18 protein-coding genes, 1 tRNA gene and 1 riboswitch are annotated in these 16,356 nt (G+C 47.7%); of the genes, 7 read left to right on the forward strand and 12 right to left on the reverse strand.

Going from position 1 to position 16,356, the window contains the following annotated elements; all coding sequences use genetic code 11:
• Positions 1-31: 31 nt before the first annotated feature.
• From EKM75_RS05270 to EKM75_RS05295, 6 genes are all read right to left on the reverse strand, one after another.
• The gene (locus EKM75_RS05270; protein WP_125692713.1) at positions 32-1,102 is read right to left on the reverse strand and encodes an ABC transporter substrate-binding protein; all 1,071 of its coding nucleotides are present in this window, start codon (positions 1,100-1,102) and stop codon (positions 32-34) included.
• Entirely contained in the window at positions 1,099-1,902 is an 804-nt protein-coding gene (locus tag EKM75_RS05275) for an ABC transporter permease (protein WP_125692715.1), read from the reverse strand. Before EKM75_RS05275 ends, EKM75_RS05270 begins: the two co-directional genes overlap by 4 nt.
• Positions 1,899-2,714 (reverse strand): ABC transporter permease, encoded by an 816-nt coding sequence (locus EKM75_RS05280; protein ID WP_125692717.1) that lies wholly within the window; start codon positions 2,712-2,714, stop codon positions 1,899-1,901. Before EKM75_RS05280 ends, EKM75_RS05275 begins: the two co-directional genes overlap by 4 nt.
• Positions 2,701-3,813 (reverse strand): ABC transporter ATP-binding protein, encoded by a 1,113-nt coding sequence (locus EKM75_RS05285; protein WP_125692719.1) that lies wholly within the window; start codon positions 3,811-3,813, stop codon positions 2,701-2,703. The genes EKM75_RS05280 and EKM75_RS05285 overlap by 14 nt, the downstream gene beginning before the upstream one ends.
• Positions 3,814-4,143: 330 nt before the next feature.
• Complete coding sequence (locus EKM75_RS05290; RefSeq protein ID WP_125692721.1) at positions 4,144-4,863, reverse strand: MIP/aquaporin family protein; 720 nt, start codon at positions 4,861-4,863, stop codon at positions 4,144-4,146.
• A gap of 366 nt (positions 4,864-5,229) precedes the next feature.
• Complete coding sequence (locus EKM75_RS05295) at positions 5,230-6,066, reverse strand: alpha/beta fold hydrolase (RefSeq protein WP_125692723.1); 837 nt, start codon at positions 6,064-6,066, stop codon at positions 5,230-5,232.
• A 381-nt stretch (positions 6,067-6,447) separates the two neighbouring features.
• On the opposite strand from EKM75_RS05295, the gene EKM75_RS05300 reads away from it, so the two are divergent.
• Entirely contained in the window at positions 6,448-6,897 is a 450-nt protein-coding gene (locus EKM75_RS05300; protein WP_125692725.1) for a hypothetical protein, read from the forward strand.
• 14 nt (positions 6,898-6,911) lie between these two features.
• Complete coding sequence (locus EKM75_RS05305) at positions 6,912-7,523, forward strand: hypothetical protein (RefSeq protein WP_125692727.1); 612 nt, start codon at positions 6,912-6,914, stop codon at positions 7,521-7,523.
• 597 nt (positions 7,524-8,120) lie between these two features.
• Here the strand turns inward: EKM75_RS05305 and EKM75_RS05310 are convergent.
• The 5 genes from EKM75_RS05310 to EKM75_RS12705 all read right to left on the reverse strand — a co-directional run bounded on the left by EKM75_RS05310 (position 8,121) and on the right by EKM75_RS12705 (position 12,468).
• Positions 8,121-8,193 (reverse strand) — tRNA-Ala (locus tag EKM75_RS05310).
• A gap of 60 nt (positions 8,194-8,253) precedes the next feature.
• Positions 8,254-9,474 carry an ABC transporter permease gene (locus EKM75_RS05315; protein ID WP_125692729.1) on the reverse strand — a complete coding sequence of 407 codons (1,221 nt, stop codon included), beginning with the start codon at positions 9,472-9,474 and terminating at the stop codon, positions 8,254-8,256.
• Entirely contained in the window at positions 9,467-10,363 is an 897-nt protein-coding gene (locus EKM75_RS05320; RefSeq protein WP_125692731.1) for an ABC transporter ATP-binding protein, read from the reverse strand. The genes EKM75_RS05315 and EKM75_RS05320 overlap by 8 nt, the downstream gene beginning before the upstream one ends.
• 299 nt (positions 10,364-10,662) lie before the next feature.
• The gene (locus EKM75_RS05325; protein WP_125692944.1) at positions 10,663-11,976 is read right to left on the reverse strand and encodes a nucleobase:cation symporter-2 family protein; all 1,314 of its coding nucleotides are present in this window, start codon (positions 11,974-11,976) and stop codon (positions 10,663-10,665) included.
• A 186-nt stretch (positions 11,977-12,162) separates the two neighbouring features.
• Positions 12,163-12,261: riboswitch (purine riboswitch) on the reverse strand.
• Positions 12,262-12,312: 51 nt separating this feature from the next.
• On the reverse strand, positions 12,313-12,468 hold the full coding sequence (locus EKM75_RS12705) for a hypothetical protein (protein WP_164506425.1): 156 nt from the start codon (positions 12,466-12,468) through the stop codon (positions 12,313-12,315).
• Between the two features lie 103 nt (positions 12,469-12,571).
• Between EKM75_RS12705 and EKM75_RS05330 the strand changes: the two genes are divergently transcribed.
• The 5 genes from EKM75_RS05330 to EKM75_RS05350 all read left to right on the forward strand — a co-directional run bounded on the left by EKM75_RS05330 (position 12,572) and on the right by EKM75_RS05350 (position 15,972).
• Positions 12,572-13,555 carry an asparaginase gene (locus EKM75_RS05330; RefSeq protein WP_318530958.1) on the forward strand — a complete coding sequence of 328 codons (984 nt, stop codon included), beginning with the start codon at positions 12,572-12,574 and terminating at the stop codon, positions 13,553-13,555.
• Between the two features lie 76 nt (positions 13,556-13,631).
• On the forward strand, positions 13,632-14,795 hold the full coding sequence (locus tag EKM75_RS05335; protein ID WP_125692732.1) for a hypothetical protein: 1,164 nt from the start codon (positions 13,632-13,634) through the stop codon (positions 14,793-14,795).
• A 55-nt stretch (positions 14,796-14,850) separates the two neighbouring features.
• The gene (locus EKM75_RS05340; protein WP_125692734.1) at positions 14,851-15,192 is read left to right on the forward strand and encodes a hypothetical protein; all 342 of its coding nucleotides are present in this window, start codon (positions 14,851-14,853) and stop codon (positions 15,190-15,192) included.
• Between the two features lie 10 nt (positions 15,193-15,202).
• A complete protein-coding gene (locus EKM75_RS05345; RefSeq protein WP_125692736.1) occupies positions 15,203-15,451 on the forward strand; it encodes a zinc ribbon domain-containing protein in 249 nt (82 codons plus the stop codon).
• A gap of 5 nt (positions 15,452-15,456) precedes the next feature.
• Positions 15,457-15,972 (forward strand): O-acetyl-ADP-ribose deacetylase, encoded by a 516-nt coding sequence (locus tag EKM75_RS05350; RefSeq protein ID WP_125692738.1) that lies wholly within the window; start codon positions 15,457-15,459, stop codon positions 15,970-15,972.
• Positions 15,973-16,135: 163 nt separating this feature from the next.
• Here the strand turns inward: EKM75_RS05350 and EKM75_RS05355 are convergent, their stop codons facing one another.
• The gene (locus EKM75_RS05355) at positions 16,136-16,330 is read right to left on the reverse strand and encodes an LBP_cg2779 family protein (RefSeq protein WP_125683059.1); all 195 of its coding nucleotides are present in this window, start codon (positions 16,328-16,330) and stop codon (positions 16,136-16,138) included.
• Positions 16,331-16,356: the final 26 nt, after the last annotated feature.

Raw genomic sequence — 16,356 nt, forward strand, 5'->3', positions numbered from 1 at the left:
GTGAGCAACCAATGCTCACGAGTTTTTTGGGTTAATGGTGCATTTTGAATTCTAGGTAACGGTCGTTGTAGAGCTGGACCTTGGCCGGTGAAAGGTCTTGGTAGACCTGCAGGTGTTGCAAGGTTTGCTGGTTCGGGTAGAATTGTTGGTCGTCACGAACCGAGCGGGGAAGCAACGCTTTCGCTGCCTTATTCGGCGTGGCATAGCCAATGTATTTTGCATTTTGCGCGGCATTTTGTGGTTCACTCATAAAGTTGAGGAAGGCGTAAATGGCTTTGGTATGCGTTGCGGTCTTAGGAATCACGAGGTTATCGAACCACAGGTTACTGCCTTCGCTAGGAACAATGTAGTGGAGGTGGGGATTGTTGGCTAACATTTCGGCTGCTTCTCCCGACCAGTCAACGGCCAGCGGGGCTTCGTTTTGAATCATGTACATTTTGATTTCATCAGCGACGACGGCCTTTACGTTAGGAGCTAGGTTGTTCAACTTCTTTTCAGCGGCCGACAACGTTGCTGGATCAGTTGAATTCATGGATTGGCCTTGTGTAATCAATGCCATCCCCATGATGTCGCGAGCGGAGTCGATGAGCATGATTTTATCGTGGAACTTTGGGGACCACAGGTCTTGCCAGTGTTGGACCTCATTAGCTCGAACGTACTTGTCGTTATAAATGATGCCTAGCGTGCCCCAGAAATAGGGCATGGAGTAACGATTTCCGCGGTCAAATGATTGATTTAAAAAGCGTGGGTCGTAGTTGTGCCAACCGGTTAATTTCCGCTGATCTAGTGGTTTTAGTAGGTGAGCCCGTTTCATTTTGGCCACCATGTATTCACTGGGAATGGCCAGGTCGTACTGGGTGCCGCCTTGTTTGATCTTGGTATACATGGCTTCGTTACTGTCAAAGGTTTCCACGTTAACGTGGTAGCCCGTTTCTTTTTGAAATTTTGTCAGGAGGCCGGGATCGATGTAATCCCCCCAGTTGTAGAGGTTGAGCACGTGACTACCGGTGCTCCCACTCGAAGCCTGCAGGCGGTCGCTGGAATAACCCAGTAGTCCACAGATGGCAAGTAGGGCCACGATAATACTAATTAGACGTTTCATGAGGTCACCCCCCGTTTACGTTGCTTGTGACGGTGGCTGGCCTGTTGAATCCAGTAGTAACCACCCACGAGTAGCAATGAGAATAAGAACATGACACCGGATAGGGCGTTGATTTCGAGGTTGATGCCTTGCCGCGCCCGTGAATAGATTTCTACAGATAGGGTTGAGAACCCATTACCGGTTACGAAGAAGGTGACGGCAAAGTCATCAAGTGAATAGGTGAGGGCCATGAAGAATCCCGCAAAAATTCCCGGTGAGATGAACGGAATGACGACTCGTGATAACAGTTGGCGCATCGTTGCCCCCAAATCTTGGGCTGCATCCAGCATGGAGGAGGACATTTCCCGCAGACGGGGCAGCACCATCAGCACAACAATGGGAATCTCAAAGGCAATGTGACTCATCAGTACGGAACCGAATCCCAGTGGAATTCCCAGCATCGTGAAGAAGATTAGGAAGCTGGCCCCAATGATAACATCGGGGGAGACCATTAGAACGTTGTTCATGGTCAACAATGCTTCGCGGGTAACCCGTTTCGTGGTGCGGTTAATACCAAGTGCTCCGAGAGTTCCCACCAGCGTGGCAATCAGTGAGGAGAGCAGTGCAACTAACAAGGTGTTGGCCACAATAGCCAGCATCCGGGGATCAGTAAATAGCGTGTGGTAGTGACTCCACGTGAAGCCGTGGAAGTTGGTCATCGTTTCGCCTTCACTGAAGGAATAGACGATCAGGAAAATGATAGGCGCGTACAAAATAATAAAGACCAAAATTAGGTAAAGGTTAGCCAATTTTCGTTTCATCGTGGCGTCCCTCCCTTCGGCTTCTGGTCACCGGTCAGGAGCATGACGACGACCATGGCAATAATCAGGACCACACCAATCGTTGAACCCATTCCCCAGTTCATCGTCGTCAGGAAATGTTCTTCAATCGCCGTCCCTAAGGTAATAACCTTATTCCCACCAATCAGACGTGTCAGCATGAAGAGTGAGAGTGAAGGAATGAAGACGGCTTGAACACCGGCCTTGACGCCGGGAAGGGTCAACGGAAAGACGACTTTGCTAAACGTCTGCCAGCCACTGGCACCTAGGTCTTGACTAGCATTGATGAATGCCGGATTCAAATCGTCGAGTGCGTTAAAGATGGGTAGAATCATGAACGGAATCTGGATATAGGTTGCCACGAAAATAAAGCTCGCGTTGGTAAACAGAATCTGTTGCGGTCCAATGCCAATAAAGCTGAGAAATTGGTTGGCCAGTCCGGCCTGACTGAAGATACCAATGAATGCGTAGGCCTTCAGTAGAATGTTGATCCAGGTGGGCAGAATGACCAACAACAGCCACAGTTGGCGGTGCTTCAGTCCGTGTAAGAAGTAAGCGGTCGGGTAGCTGATCAAGCCCGTGAAGAGGGTAATCAGGAAGGCATACCAAACCGAGTTGAGGGTCATTTTTAAGTAGGTTGCTGATTGGAAGTAAGCGCTGTAGTTTCCCAGCGTGAAATGATGGCCAAGATCAAAGAATGACTGGTAAATAATCAACGCAACCGGCGCAATGACGAAGAGGGCTAACCACAGGCCATAGGGGATGAAGTAGAGCCACGTTCTACGTTTCGTCAATGGTCTCGTCCTCCGTTTCCTCGTAGGTTTCTAGCCGCGCGTCAAATTCGGCTTCCTTTTCACCAAAACGCATGACGTGTAGGTCCTGTGGTCGGAAAGTGATGCCCACATTTTCACCATCTTCAGCCGGATTGACGGAGTGAATCTGCCAATCGTTGCCTAGATTGTCGGTAGCGGCAATTTCGTAATAGTTGCCCCGGAAAAGCTGGGTATCGATGGTGACGGTCAGCTTGGCCTCTTCGGGCGTGGTGAGGTTCAGGTCTTCTGGGCGAATCACGATTTCGACGGGCTCACCGGCTGGAATCCCAGCGTCTGAACATTCAAACTCGTGGCCACCGAAGGCAACCTGAAAGTCTCCCAGCATTTTGCCTTGAAGAATGTTACTTTCGCCAATAAAGTCGGCGACAAAGTGGTTGATGGGTTCGTCGTAGATGTCCTCCGGGGTGCCGCTCTGTAGGACCTCACCTTGGTTCATGACGAAAATCTCGTCACTCATAGCCAGGGCTTCTTCTTGGTCATGCGTCACGAAGAGAAAGGTAATGCCGAGTCGTTGCTGCAGGTCACGCAGTTCGTACTGCATCTCTCGACGGAGCTTGGCGTCTAAGGCCGATAGGGGCTCGTCTAAGAGCAGAACTTTGGGCTGCATGACAATGGCCCGGGCAATGGCAATTCGTTGCTGTTGGCCACCGGAAAGGGCACTGATGTCGCGATCACCGTAGTCGGCCAGCTGGACCAGCTTTAGAGCCTTGGCGACTCGCTCGGCAATTTCTGCCTTGGGCATCTTTTTCAGGGTCAGTCCGAAGGCCACGTTTTCCGCCACGGTCATGTGGGGGAAGAGCGCGTATTCTTGAAAGACCGTATTAATGTTTCGTTGGTTGGCAGGGACTTTGTTCAGGCGCTTCCCCGCAAAGAGCACGTCCCCTTCAGTGGCGTCACTGAAACCGGCAATAATCCTTAAAATCGTTGTTTTGCCGCAGCCTGACGGTCCGAGAAGCGTGTAAAACGTCCCGGGCTCAAGCGTTAGGTCAACGTTCTTTAGAATGGTGTTGGTTCCGTATCGCTTGGTGACATGTTTCAGCTCAATAATTGGTTGGGTCATCAGGCTACCTCCTCTGGTAAATGAATTTTGGTTGGGAAAAACCCGCAACCTCTTTGATTATATCGAGTTTACCGTGAAAAAGATATGAAAAAAGCAGGACCGCCCCGCTGATAATTAAGGGAGGAAATAAACAGGGTGGTCGATTGGTTTGATGGGGGTAAGTCAAGCTAGGCTGATAAGGGGATGAGAGCGGCGGTTTCATGAAAATTGCTACTAATATCGGGCCATAGTAAACGCTTGCAAGGCTGTCGAAAAATCTCTGAAAATGAAAACGTGCGACTCTCGTTAAGCAACGGGAGTCGCACGCTTAGTTTTAAGCTATTAGTTAGTTTAGAAAATGCCCTTGTATAGGAGTGTAGCTGCGGTTGCACCAGCAATTGGCGCGACGATAGGCACCCAACTGTAGGCAAATTGTGAACTACCCTTGTGGGGAAATGGCCAGATGGCGTGGAGTAGACGAGGACCAATATCTCGAGCAGGGTTCAGAGCTGGACCAGTCGCACCACCAAGGGAGACGACCAGACACATAACCAAGAAACCTAATCCAATAAAATCAGCGCGGGGGTCGACTTTGTCGGCGGTCATGGCGACGGCTCCGAGAACTAACAGGAAAGTTCCCAAGAATTCGTTAATGAATCCGTTCAATTGGCTGTTGGCTGCGTCAATCGTAGAGAAGGTTCCCAGGATTGCTTCCGTATCCGTTGTCCGGTCGTAGAAGGGTTTGTAGGCCAAGACCACTGCTAGTTGGCCGAAAATGGCGCCTAGTAGTTGAGCGACCACGTATGGCAGCACCTCTTGCCAGGGGAAACTACCGGCAACGGCACTGGCAATCGTCATTGCGGGATTGATCTGGGCACCGGAAATCGTGGCGAACATTAGGGCTGGAATCATGACCCCAATACCATAACCAAACCCAATCAGGACCCACCCACCGTGGTAACCTTTGGTATTTTTTAACTCGACGTTGGCAACGGATCCGTTACCGAGGGCAACCATGATGGCCGTCCCAATGAATTCGGCAATGCACCGAACCAATAAAGAATAATGCATGATTTCAACTCCACATAATATTTTTCTTACCGTTCATGTCAGCGCCCACCGACCACCGGTGATGGCTAAAAGACAGCAGTATTTCTATAATACGCTACGGACAGGTTGTTTTCATCATTATTTTCAATTTAAATAATAATTGATGGAAACCATCAGAAAATGGAGATGGTTTGGCGGCAGTTAAGAAAAGGCGCCCGAAGAAGTTGGTCAGCCTTCTCCATGAAGGCGATACACAAGTACCAAAAAGCTCCCGACTTGGTGTGATAGTCGAGAGCTGATTTTTAAAAATAGTCAGGTGAGCCGTTTCAAGGTGGGCCCATGAATTAAGAGGGGGGACCATTCAGGGCATTCAGAACGTGTGGGTGATTATTTTAGAAACTGGTTAGCTTGTTTAACGAAGTCGGCACTAAATTGGAAGACGCCCGCGTGGCCGGCATCTGGATAGATGACGAGTTTACTGTTGGGGAAGGCTTTGGCCAGGTCATAACTATTTGGTTTCGTGGGGACCATTGCATCATGATCACCGTTTGCGACCAGCACTGGAATTTCCAGTTTGGAAAAATCAATTGGTTGCTCAGAGCCCCATTGGTTGATGGCTTTCAGTTGTGTTCGGTAAGCGGGCCAACCGATTGAACGGTCCCGGTTCGTCTGTCGGGTCTTGATACGCTTTAAGAATTCGGCAGCTTCGTGCTTACCATTATTGGTGCGGGTGAAGAACAGGTAGGTTTTCACATCAGTGAAGGTGAAGATGGCCTTCGCTAGGGATTTGTCAGAAATTTTAGTTACGTTTCGAATCCCCTGACCGCCGCGGGGGCCGGTTCCGGTCAACAGAGCTCGACGAATCAACGTTGGTTCTTGATTGATGACTTCTTGCGCAACGAAGCCGCCCATTGAAAAGCCAAATAAGTCAATTTGTTTGAAGCCAAGTGCATGGATGAATTCACGAATCTCTTTGGCCATTCCTTGAATCGTTGGCGCTGCTTTACCACCTGAACCACCAACGCCCTGGTAATCGGGCAGAATCAAGTGGTGTTCCTGGGCAAGGCCATCGATGACGGTAGGATCCCAGTTATCGAGATTACCGGAAAGGTGAATCAACCCAATTACTGGCACCTCGGAGCTCACGCCAATCTCACGGTAGGCAAAAGTTTTGTTCGTCGGGGTAACCAGAGTTTTAGTTGGTACGTCAATGTATGAAGTCATTAGAATAGGTCCTTTCCAGCAAAGTCAGTGGGGTGCTTTGCACTTGGGGGTATTGGTTGTGGATAAATAATTCCACTGTCTGTTTCAGTAATTTTTTTGATTAAGGTCATTCTACACTTAGAAGTGACAAAAATCAATAATTGTTACTTTTGGATTTGTAACATGGTTTTGAGGATGGGGTTGGTTTGTGGGCAATCGTACAGATTGGCCGTAATTACAAAGTGTAGCCTTGTTGGGCTATTTTTGTACAAATCTAATCAACTAGCACCAAGCATAACCTAATAGTTTTTCATAACTGGTACACAATTTGACTATTTTTATTCGAATCGTTTCCCCTCGTTACCAGTGGTATACTTTTACTATTGCGAGGAGGATTTACCTATGAAAAAGTTCAAGCTAGTTTTACTGCTACTACTAGCAACGTTGACCCTAACCGTGCTGTCCCCCACGACGGCCAGTGCCGCCCGTCAAGCGCCGACAATTCCTAGTGCACTGCGGGGAACCTGGTACCTCTGGAATAAGAAGAACCATCAGCGACTGAAGATCAATCGCCACAGCTTTCGGTTATCCACCTACCGCCGCGGTAAATACAAAACGGTCGTTGCCGTCAACGGTAATAAGTGGCTTTCGAAAACAACTAGTTACTTAACGTTTTCCGCACCTAGCAGTAAGCATGGCTTTTGGTATCTCGGTCAAAACTCTGGTGGGGCCAATCTGTATCTGAAACGGACCACTCACAAGCACCACACTGCGATTGCCCGGCAGATTAATGTCGTTGATAATGACGTAAAAACTTCCGCCCATATCGTGTATTACACCCATAAGAAATAGAGGTGAAAAGAAAAATGTGGAAGCTAGCTGTAGATATTTTTAGTCAAATGAGCCCTTTTCTATGGTTTACTACTATTTGTGGGGGAATTTGGACTATAGCCAAACAACATGATGCAGAACAATCAAGAAAAAATACTGAGAAAGAATTGGAATCGTTGAAGCATAAATTGAATGATAAGTCCCACGTTAGTCAAAAACGATTTGATTTGGAATTAGAGATTTATAGAGAACTATCCAAAAGCTTAGTTGAAGCATACGATACTTCGAACTTATTACAGCCAATTATGGATAATTTGCCAGAAAAAACAGATGAAAAGTTAAAAATTATGAAGAAAAGGGATAGGGAGTTTGCTCAAGCGTTTAACAATTTTTCTAAAATTAGACGCGAAGACGCTCCATTTTACTCTAAAGATGTCAACAGTGAATTAGAAATGATTTCTAAAAGCATGAGTGAGTTGCATGATCTTTTTACATATAGATGGTTTATGGAATCTATGAAGGATTTTGCTACAAGTTTGAAGGGAATAGAGCGGAATTTTGAGTTACATAAGACTATAAAAAATAAAACAGATCAAGTTACGAACAAAATACGAGATAGATTAGACAATTTAAGTAATCAAATTTAAGCTCAAAAGTGAGGCCCTTGTCGGTTAGTAATTTACCAATTTTCGAGATTAGTCGTCGATTGAAATGGGTAAAATGAATTGACATTTCATATGGCACACTTTGATATAATTCAAATAGTCAACTATCTATATTTAAAACTAACTTTTACGGTTAATAGAAAAAGCAAAGGTAATAAGGTTCAGTGGCAAGGGGAGCAGTATGAAATCAATGAACTCTTAGATGCTGCCAAGGGTGATCGTCGAATCATTACTTTGCTAATACTGAATACTTATAGTGTCCTGCTATCTAGGGCAACGAAGTCAATGGGGATATGGTTTAAGGACGATGCTACAAGGAAACATGTTGCGGAATGTTTGAAAATAAATTAATAGTATCAGTATCTAAAAGCTCTCGGCCTCAATTGATGGTCGGGGGCTTTTGTACGGCTATGCATTCGGAAGAAGTGAAATAAAAAACTGCTAGCCATTAAGCTAACAGTTCCCACCGCCCTTGCATGATGATTCTTGTGTGCCGGTTACCAGTAAAAATAGTAAAAATTGAGAATGCATTAATACCGCTGTTTACAAGCTGTATTTTACTTCCTGAAACTCACGCAATGGACCCTACCGGATTTGAACCGACGACCTCCTGCATGCGAAGCAGGCGCTCTCCCAGCTGAGCTAAGGGCCCAAAAAAACTACCCACTTATTATAGCACTCTAGTGCCAAAAGTTAATGGGTAGTTCGTGGTTTAACGGTGGCGAATGCTGTGGAACAGGTGTTGCCAGAGACTTTGACTATCCGTCTGTAGCATCAAACGTTGGTATTGCTTCCCAATGTAGACAGAAAATAGGGCAATCGCGACAATCAAAACAGCCAGCGATGAGAGTTGCTCGCCTAGGCCAACGTGACCGTTAATGATTCGCATCGGCATAAAGTATGACGAGAAGAATGGCACGTAGGAGAGAATTTTTACCAGGAACGCGTCCATGTTATTTTGGAAGGGGAAGGTGGCAAAGAAGCCAAACATCCCCAACATAATGACGGGTTGAGCCGCCTTGGAAGCATCCTCGGCCCGAGCCACCAGAGCACCTGAGTAGGCCGCGAGAATCGTGTAGATAATGACCCCTAAGAACAGATACAGGAGGTTCAGACCCAACAGGTTGTGAATCACCGTATCGATCAATGATTGATTTTGTGTAATCAAGGGACTGACTGTCGCATTTCTCGTAGCAATCGCGTAACCGGCCCAACCACCGCACAGGTAGATAATAATCTGGGTGGCAATCACCAACAGAATCCCTAATATCTTACCCACAAAGTAGCTCGTTGCCGTGGTACTGGAGAAGATGATTTCCATAATCTTCGTCCCTTTTTCTGACGCAATTTCTTGCGCCGTGATGGACGAGTACGTAATCAAGATAATGTAAATCAAAGTGACCAGAACCCAGAAGGAAATAATCTTAGCTAAGTTGGCCGTCCCATTCTTCGAGACGATGTGGGTCTTGAGTACCGGTGTGCGAGCTAGTAATTTCTGCTGTTTAGGCGTCAGCTTAGCTTGTTGGTAGTTCTGGGCTTGTTGGTAACCAGTTAAAAAGTTCTGGACCTGGGCCTTGAGTCCCGTCCCCATCGCGTTATTACCGTGGTAGTCGCCCTGAACGGGTTGCCCGGACGTTTTAAATGTTAGATAACCCGCCAATTGGTTGTCAGCCATGGCAGCCTTGGCCGCTTTGGTAGTTTGAATTTTACGATTAACGTTGTTGGAATTCTGTTGCAGATAAGCCTGACGCATTGGCCGTGAATCACTAATGACGGCGATTTCGCGGCTCTTCGAGGTACTGTTAGCACTTACGTAACTGATACCAATGGTTAGGCCAACCATCAGGAAGGGGCCGAGGATCATGAATAGGAAGCTCCAGGATTTAATCTGGCGGAGGTACGTTTCAAAGGTGACAATCCAGGTTTTAGACATTCGTTTCACCCACTTTCATACGGAAGATAGCGTCCAGCGAAGGTGGTTGTTGACTGAATTCTTCAATGTAGTGGCCCTGGGTCAGCGCATCAAAGATGGCTGGACCTGCAGCGGGATCGTCCAGGTGTAAGAGGTAGTGACGACCATGCCGGGACTCAACGGTTTGCACGTGAGGAAGGTCGGCCAATTGAGACTGTGACCAGTCCGTGGTGACGTAAAGTTCAGACTTACCGAATTGATTGCGGACTTCATCCAACGTTCCGTGCAGAACCACGTCGCCCTTACGAAGCATAACCAGTTGGTCACATAACGCAGAGACGTTTTCCATATCGTGACTGGAAAAAATGATTGCTGCGCCGCGGTCCTTAGCTGCCAAGATGGCTTGTTTAAGTAGGTCTGCATTGACAGGATCCAAACCACTGAAGGGCTCATCCAAAATCAGCAGACTGGGTTCATGGATCAGGGTACAGATCAACTGAACCTTTTGCTGATTACCTTTGGAGAGATCCTTGATTTTGCTTTTTCTAGTGCCTTTAACGGCGAAACGAGTTAGCCAATCATCAATCTGGGGACGAATCTCTTTGGCTGAGCGCCCTTTGAGCCGGGCCAAGTAAATAATTTGCTGTTCAATCGTCAACTTGGTCATGAGACTCCGTTCCTCAGGCAGGTAACCAATCTGATTGAAATCGTCGGCGGAAAGGGAGTGGCCTTGCCATTGAATTTGGCCCTCGTATTGAATGAAGTTGAGGATACTGTGAAACGTGGTTGATTTACCGGCACCGTTTTGGCCGATCAAACCCAAAATTTGACCGTTGGGGACGTCAAAGCTCACGTCGTTTAGCGCTTTAACGGTCTCAAAGTGTTTACTGATATGTTGAATGCTTAGCATGGGCAATACTCCTATCCGAATTAATATCCTCATTATACGCGCAGATACTCGCGAAACTAAGAAGATGGGCGCGCTTGGTAAGGTTGTTGTCACGTGGCGACTAGCTGAGACACGGGTAGCTTGCCCGTCGATGAATATAACTAGTTTACCATGAAAAAACTGGCGAACAAAGTCGTTTCTACGATGAATAAGATATAATGTTAATCATAAAATTGCATGGTGGAATTGCTGGTGATGGGGGCTTTCTGAAATTAAAAACTGGTCAAGCTTTTTGGCTTGACCAGCTTCTTGTAAGGAATCTATTTATTCTGTAGTTGGGCCTCGCTGTTGACCTGTACTTGGGCCGGCGCAGTTGCCCGGTGTGGTCGCATATTGAAGATGATGTTTAAGAGGACGGCCGAGAAACTCCCGATGACGACGCCGTTATTAAGAACAATCTGTAAGGATTGCGGCATCGCTTGAAAGATTTGTGGGTAGACGGTTACGCCTAGGCCCAGACCAATTGAAATGGCAGAGACTAACAGATTGTTGTTGTCCTTGAAATCCACTTGCTGGAGCATCCGAATGCCTTGGACCCCGACCATCCCAAACATCACGATCATGGCGCCACCTAACACGGCATCGGGGATAACCGTGGCCAGTGCGCCAATCTTAGGGAGCAGACCCAGCAACATGAGAAACGCTGCTGAAAAATACAGAGGCTGCCGCGTTTTGACACCGGATAGCTGAACAACCCCCACGTTTTCGGAGAAAGTTGAGTAGGGGAATGTGTTGAAGAGGCCGCCTAGAATTACGGCGAGACCTTCAGCGCGGTAGCCCCGTTTTAGGTCCTGAGAGCCAATCTTGTGGCCGGTTAGATCGCCCAGTGCAAAGAACACGCCGGTTGACTCTACCATGGTGGTCAGGGAAACTAGAATCATGGTTAAAATTGAGGACCACTCAAATTTGGGCGTTCCAAAGTAGAAAAATTGGGGCAGGTGGAACCAGCTAGCCTGGCCAACTGCCTTTAAGGAAACCATTCCCATTGCTCCAGCAATGAAGGTTCCAATCAGGATGCCGGCAAGGATGGCAAGGGACTTTAAAAAGCCCTTAGCAAATGCGTTCAACCCGAGGATGATCCCCATTGTCAGAAAACCAACTAGGAGCATCTTGGGGTCGCCAAAGTTCTTAGCTGTCGCGTCCCCGCCACCGAGGTCCTGGAACCCAACTGGAATCAACGTGAACCCAATGATAGTGATCAGCGAACCCGTGACGACTGGTGGAAAGAAATTTTTGATTTTAGAAAACCAACCGGAAATCAGGAGGATGAAGATGCCGGCACTGATAATGGCGCCGTACATGACGCCCACACCATACTGATTACCAATAGCGCTGAGGGGCGTGACGGCCTGAACGGCACATCCTAAGACAACGGGTAACCCAATTCCCGTTAAGGGGGTCCGTTTCAGTTGGAGAAGGGTTGCAACCCCACACATAAAGATATCCGCACTGATTAAGTAGGCCATTTGCATGGCGTTAAAGTGGAGCGCACCACCAATCAGTAAGGGAACGATGACGTCACCAGAATACATCGCTAATAAGTGCTGGAAACCTAGAATGGCGGCCCGCCACATGGAAAGTGGCTGGGTATTGGCTGATGACGGAGTGGTTGAAGCGGATTTTGTGGACTGCAAGAATGTTTCCTCCTTCTCGTGATGTCCATACGCCGCCAAGGTCATTTTGGAAACAAAAAAAGCTCCCTTGCAAAAAGGGGGCTAAATGAAAACTCTGCCGACGAACTCTTTCATCGGCAAAAAGAGTTTCGTCCTCAATTTGCTTATAGTCCAGAGTTTACGGCTCTGGGTAGAAACTCGCCAACCTTATTTTGGCATTATATAGGCAATCACTTATTTTTTTAATAGAATGTCATTTACCTTACCACGCGCAATTCAAAATAACAACCTGCGGCATTACTTTTTTAATTTTTGCCAGAGCTTTTTGAAAACGTCACCAAACCAAGTCAGTAGGGGGCCCCAGTCGGCTAAACCGCCGGAAGAACTATATTTTTTGGGATGAACGTGGGGACCTGGTTTGTAATATTTGTCGGAATCATTATCTTTTAGCATTTTTCACCAGCATCCTTTCTAAATTCTAACTAAATTGTAGCGCAGATGCGGTACAATGTGGGTAACGAATTAGTTATAGTAACAAACTAAATTTAGAAAGAAGTTGACTGTTGTGAAGAAAATCTTAGCTATCCATACAGGTGGTACCATCTCTATGTCGCAAAACGAGAAGGGCGAGGTCGTTCCAAACGCGCAGAATCCTATTGCGCAGCAGGAAACGATTATGGAAGGTCGTGTGCAATTACACACGGACGAATTATTTAACCTGCCTTCTCCGCACATGACTCCGGTGGAAATGTTAAAGATCAAGGAGCGCATCATGGCGGCCGAAGCGGATGGTATTGACGGGGTAGTTGTCACCCACGGGACCGATACGCTTGAAGAAACAGCTTATTTCTTGGATTTGACGTTGCCTAGCACGATTCCAGTTGTGGTTACTGGGGCAATGCGTTCCTCCAATCAAGTTGGTTCTGATGGCTTACATAATTTCCAGACGGCCATTGAAGTGGCAGCTGATGATGCTTCACGGGACAACGGTGTCATGGTCGTCATGAACGATGAAATTCATACCGCGCGTTACGTGACGAAGACCCATACTACCAACGTGGCTACCTTCCGGACCCCAACCTTTGGCCCAATCGGCCTGGTTGCTAATGGGCATCCGATTTACTTCCAACAATTAATTCAAAAAACTACGTGTGATATTGACCACGTTATTGATCACGTTTACTTGATCAAGGCATACGCGGGGATGGATACGGCTTTGTTTGATTGCTTAGACAATGATCAAACGGCAGGTTTAGTGATTGAAGGCTTAGGTGCCGGGAATGTACCCCCAGTGACCTTACCAGCCATTCAACGTTTGCTTGACCGGCATATTCCTTTAGTTTTGGTTTCTCGGTGCTATAATGGCGTCGCTGAAGACATCTATGGATACGAGGGTGGCGGAATCGGCCTGCGCAAGATGGGCATGATGCTTTGCCAAGGCCTGAACGGTCAAAAGGCGCGGATCAAGCTCTTAGTTGGCCTTAGCGCTGGCATGAAGGGTGAACAGCTGGAAAAGTTTTTAAGCACAGCTGTGTCATAAAACAAGTCTTTTAAACGGGCTATTTTGCGCAGAATATGGTAAGATTTTCAGAATAATATTTAGAGGGGGTCGTCATGTGAATTCAATCGTAAATGACTTAAACCGTGCGTTAGCTCAGCGATTACTGGTTAACGTTTATCAAACGACCCAGGACGTCGTGTACACGGGTTATGTGACTGCCGTAGGGGAAACTGGTATTGCTTTAGCAACCTACGATGATTATGGATTAGCGGATGGTGCGGTCTTCTTAGATTTGAAAATCGTTGATGAGGTTGAATTTGCCAGCGACGACCTGGATAACATGGCTTTTCGAATTCAGACGGCGCAGATCGAACACTTTAATCAAGTGGGTGGCCAAACGCTAAAGTTGGACGCTCGCCGGGATATTCGGGGACAGATTCTCAGTCAGGCTTGGGTTGATCAGCTGGTCCTCATGCTGGTATTGCGCAATGACAATCGTTTCTACGAAGGCCAGGTCACTAGTGTTGTGACGGATCAGGTCACGATTAAGTTGTTAAATAAATTTGACTACAGTGACCAGTCCACTTTACACGTCAACCCCGAGGATATCGAAGTTATCGAGTTCCAAGGGCAAGAGTTATCCTTGCAAGGGGCGGCGTTACCCCAGCTTAAAAAAATGCAGCACGTTGCGCAAGTGGCACTGACTGATGAGGACGTTTTCCGTCCCCAGCTCCAAGAACTCGCAGAAAAGGATAAGTTGGTGGCACTGATTCCCCAACATAATCATGACATGTTTTTTGTTGGTCGGATCAATGTGGTCGCTGGGGATTCTGTGATTATGAACCTGGTCGACATGACCGGTCAGTTTGGCGGGTACACGTTAACCAGAATTGATGCGCTGCACGCCATCGTGCTGGAATCGGACTATCTACAAACGGTCAGCCTATTCACTAAAATCAATCAGAGCAGTAAGCAACACATTCAGCCGGTTTTAAACGACGAGCGGCTGTTTGACCCGACGGAAGAACAGTTCAGTTCACGACTGACGCAAGCCGCAGCTTTTCAAACGGTTATTCGGGTGAAGGCCCACAAAGGTGACAGTATGTTGGGTTATCCGAGCGACGTGGGTGCCGAGCGGTTCATCTTCCATGAATTAGAGGATAATCAATTGGACCAGGTTGGGAAGGCCCTGCGGATCGCCGACATTGAAGAAATTGATTTTGGCTATCTCGATGCGTATCTGGTGGAACACCAGTTGCGAGTTGAAGGCGAGATTTAACGTCGTTATCAGGTGTCGTCAGTCTTGGCGACACCCTACATAAGGAGCTTACAAGATGAAATGGCGACAGATACCCCGGTGGTTGCGCGACACGTGTTCCGTTGTTGGGGCCATGTCAGTGCTACTGATCATCTATGATTTGTGGTTTGCCAAGCACGTTAATTGGGCGATGGTGCCTTTGCAAATTATCGTAGCCTTCTTAGCGGTCGGTGCGTGGAGCTACTTCAGCGCTCGCAGTCAAGCTAAACGGCGGGTTGCTGAGCAACGGAAAGCGGCCGCGGAAAAACAACGGCAAGCCGCGGCGGAACAGCGACAACGTGAAGCTGAAAAGAATGCCGCTGCGACGAGAGAACGTAACGCAGCACGTAATCGTGCGCACAAACAACGGCGAAAGTAGGAGGCAATGCATGGCTGAAGAATTAAAGTTTTGCCCGCATTGTGGCGCGGCCGTCACGGTAACCGATGATGTCTGTCCGCAATGTCAGACAGATCTGCGACCGTATCGTCAGTCCAGTGAGTCGCAACCGGCATCGGCAAAGCTCAATTTGAATTCACTCTACGCCAATCCGTACCGTGAGGGTATGAAACGATTAGAGAAACGGGACGGGACTAGTGCTAAGAAGAAACGGTGGCATTGGCCCTGGTCAAAGGAGTGAGCAGTGTGGCAGATTTTACGGTGATTCAAGGAGACATTACGTTGAGCCAGGTAGATGCGATTGTGAACGCCGCGAATACGACTTTGTTAGGCGGTGGCGGCGTGGACGGTGCAATTCATCGCGCAGCCGGTCCTGAGCTGTTTGCGGCCTGTGCGCCACTCGACGGTTGTCTAACCGGTGAGGCAAAGATCACACCGGGATTCAAGTTACCCGCTAAATGGGTAATTCACACGCCGGGCCCCGTTTGGCGGGGCGGCGATCATCAGGAGGCCACGTTATTGGCCAGCTGTTATCGCAATAGCCTGAAGTTAGCAGCCGCCCACGATTGCCAGACGGTGGACTTTCCGTCTATTAGTACTGGTGTGTATGGTTATCCGGTAGAGGAGGCCGCGGCGGTGGCCGGTGAGGCCATTGCTGATTTCTTGGCGCACACGTCGACAATTCAACGCGTGCGGTTGGTGGCTTTTGATGAAAACACGGCTGCCACGTACCGAACGGTTTGGTCCAAACTTAATTCATGATTGAAGAATGATGTTGTCCTCTTCTGGCTGATGTTGTTTTCTTTCACAATGAAGTGTTGCAAGGATTTATCTGAGCATGGGGCAGTTTTGTCATTCTGAATTTTTAAAGAATTGATGAGTGTCCAAAAAAGGCGCCGAGACATAGTCTCGACGCCTTTGATAATTAACGTGGTTTTGCTGTGATGAAACTCTTTAGCGATTTTTGTTCATCACTAGTGGGTTGCAGTTCGCCGGATTTGATTGCGTGGAACTTCTCAACAGAAATTCGTGACCCGAAGGCCATCTCGCCGTCCGTTTTATCGTATTTCTTTTGGTAGGCAATGATTGCTTCGGCCAGATCGTTCAATTCTTGACTCATAGAATCCCTCCAAATGATAATCGTAA

Source organism: Levilactobacillus tongjiangensis (assembly GCF_003946345.1).
Taxonomy (GTDB): Bacteria; Bacillota; Bacilli; order Lactobacillales; family Lactobacillaceae; genus Levilactobacillus; species Levilactobacillus tongjiangensis.

What these genes read in the sequence shown, in the direction of transcription:
- EKM75_RS05270 (WP_125692713.1), bottom strand. Translation starts at nt 1,102, where the DNA reads ATGAAACGTCTAATTAGTATTATCGTGGCCCTACTTGCCATCTGTGGA.
- EKM75_RS05275 (WP_125692715.1), bottom strand. Translation starts at nt 1,902, where the DNA reads ATGAAACGAAAATTGGCTAACCTTTACCTAATTTTGGTCTTTATTATT.
- EKM75_RS05285 (WP_125692719.1), bottom strand. Translation starts at nt 3,813, where the DNA reads ATGACCCAACCAATTATTGAGCTGAAACATGTCACCAAGCGATACGGA.
- EKM75_RS05290 (WP_125692721.1), bottom strand. Translation starts at nt 4,863, where the DNA reads ATGCATTATTCTTTATTGGTTCGGTGCATTGCCGAATTCATTGGGACG.
- EKM75_RS05295 (WP_125692723.1), bottom strand. Translation starts at nt 6,066, where the DNA reads ATGACTTCATACATTGACGTACCAACTAAAACTCTGGTTACCCCGACG.
- EKM75_RS05300 (WP_125692725.1), top strand. Translation starts at nt 6,448, where the DNA reads ATGAAAAAGTTCAAGCTAGTTTTACTGCTACTACTAGCAACGTTGACC.
- EKM75_RS05305 (WP_125692727.1), top strand. Translation starts at nt 6,912, where the DNA reads ATGTGGAAGCTAGCTGTAGATATTTTTAGTCAAATGAGCCCTTTTCTA.
- EKM75_RS05315 (WP_125692729.1), bottom strand. Translation starts at nt 9,474, where the DNA reads ATGTCTAAAACCTGGATTGTCACCTTTGAAACGTACCTCCGCCAGATT.
- EKM75_RS05320 (WP_125692731.1), bottom strand. Translation starts at nt 10,363, where the DNA reads ATGCTAAGCATTCAACATATCAGTAAACACTTTGAGACCGTTAAAGCG.
- EKM75_RS05325 (WP_125692944.1), bottom strand. Translation starts at nt 11,976, where the DNA reads ATGTGGCGGGCCGCCATTCTAGGTTTCCAGCACTTATTAGCGATGTAT.
- EKM75_RS12705 (WP_164506425.1), bottom strand. Translation starts at nt 12,468, where the DNA reads ATGCTAAAAGATAATGATTCCGACAAATATTACAAACCAGGTCCCCAC.
- EKM75_RS05340 (WP_125692734.1), top strand. Translation starts at nt 14,851, where the DNA reads ATGAAATGGCGACAGATACCCCGGTGGTTGCGCGACACGTGTTCCGTT.
- EKM75_RS05345 (WP_125692736.1), top strand. Translation starts at nt 15,203, where the DNA reads ATGGCTGAAGAATTAAAGTTTTGCCCGCATTGTGGCGCGGCCGTCACG.
- EKM75_RS05355 (WP_125683059.1), bottom strand. Translation starts at nt 16,330, where the DNA reads ATGAGTCAAGAATTGAACGATCTGGCCGAAGCAATCATTGCCTACCAA.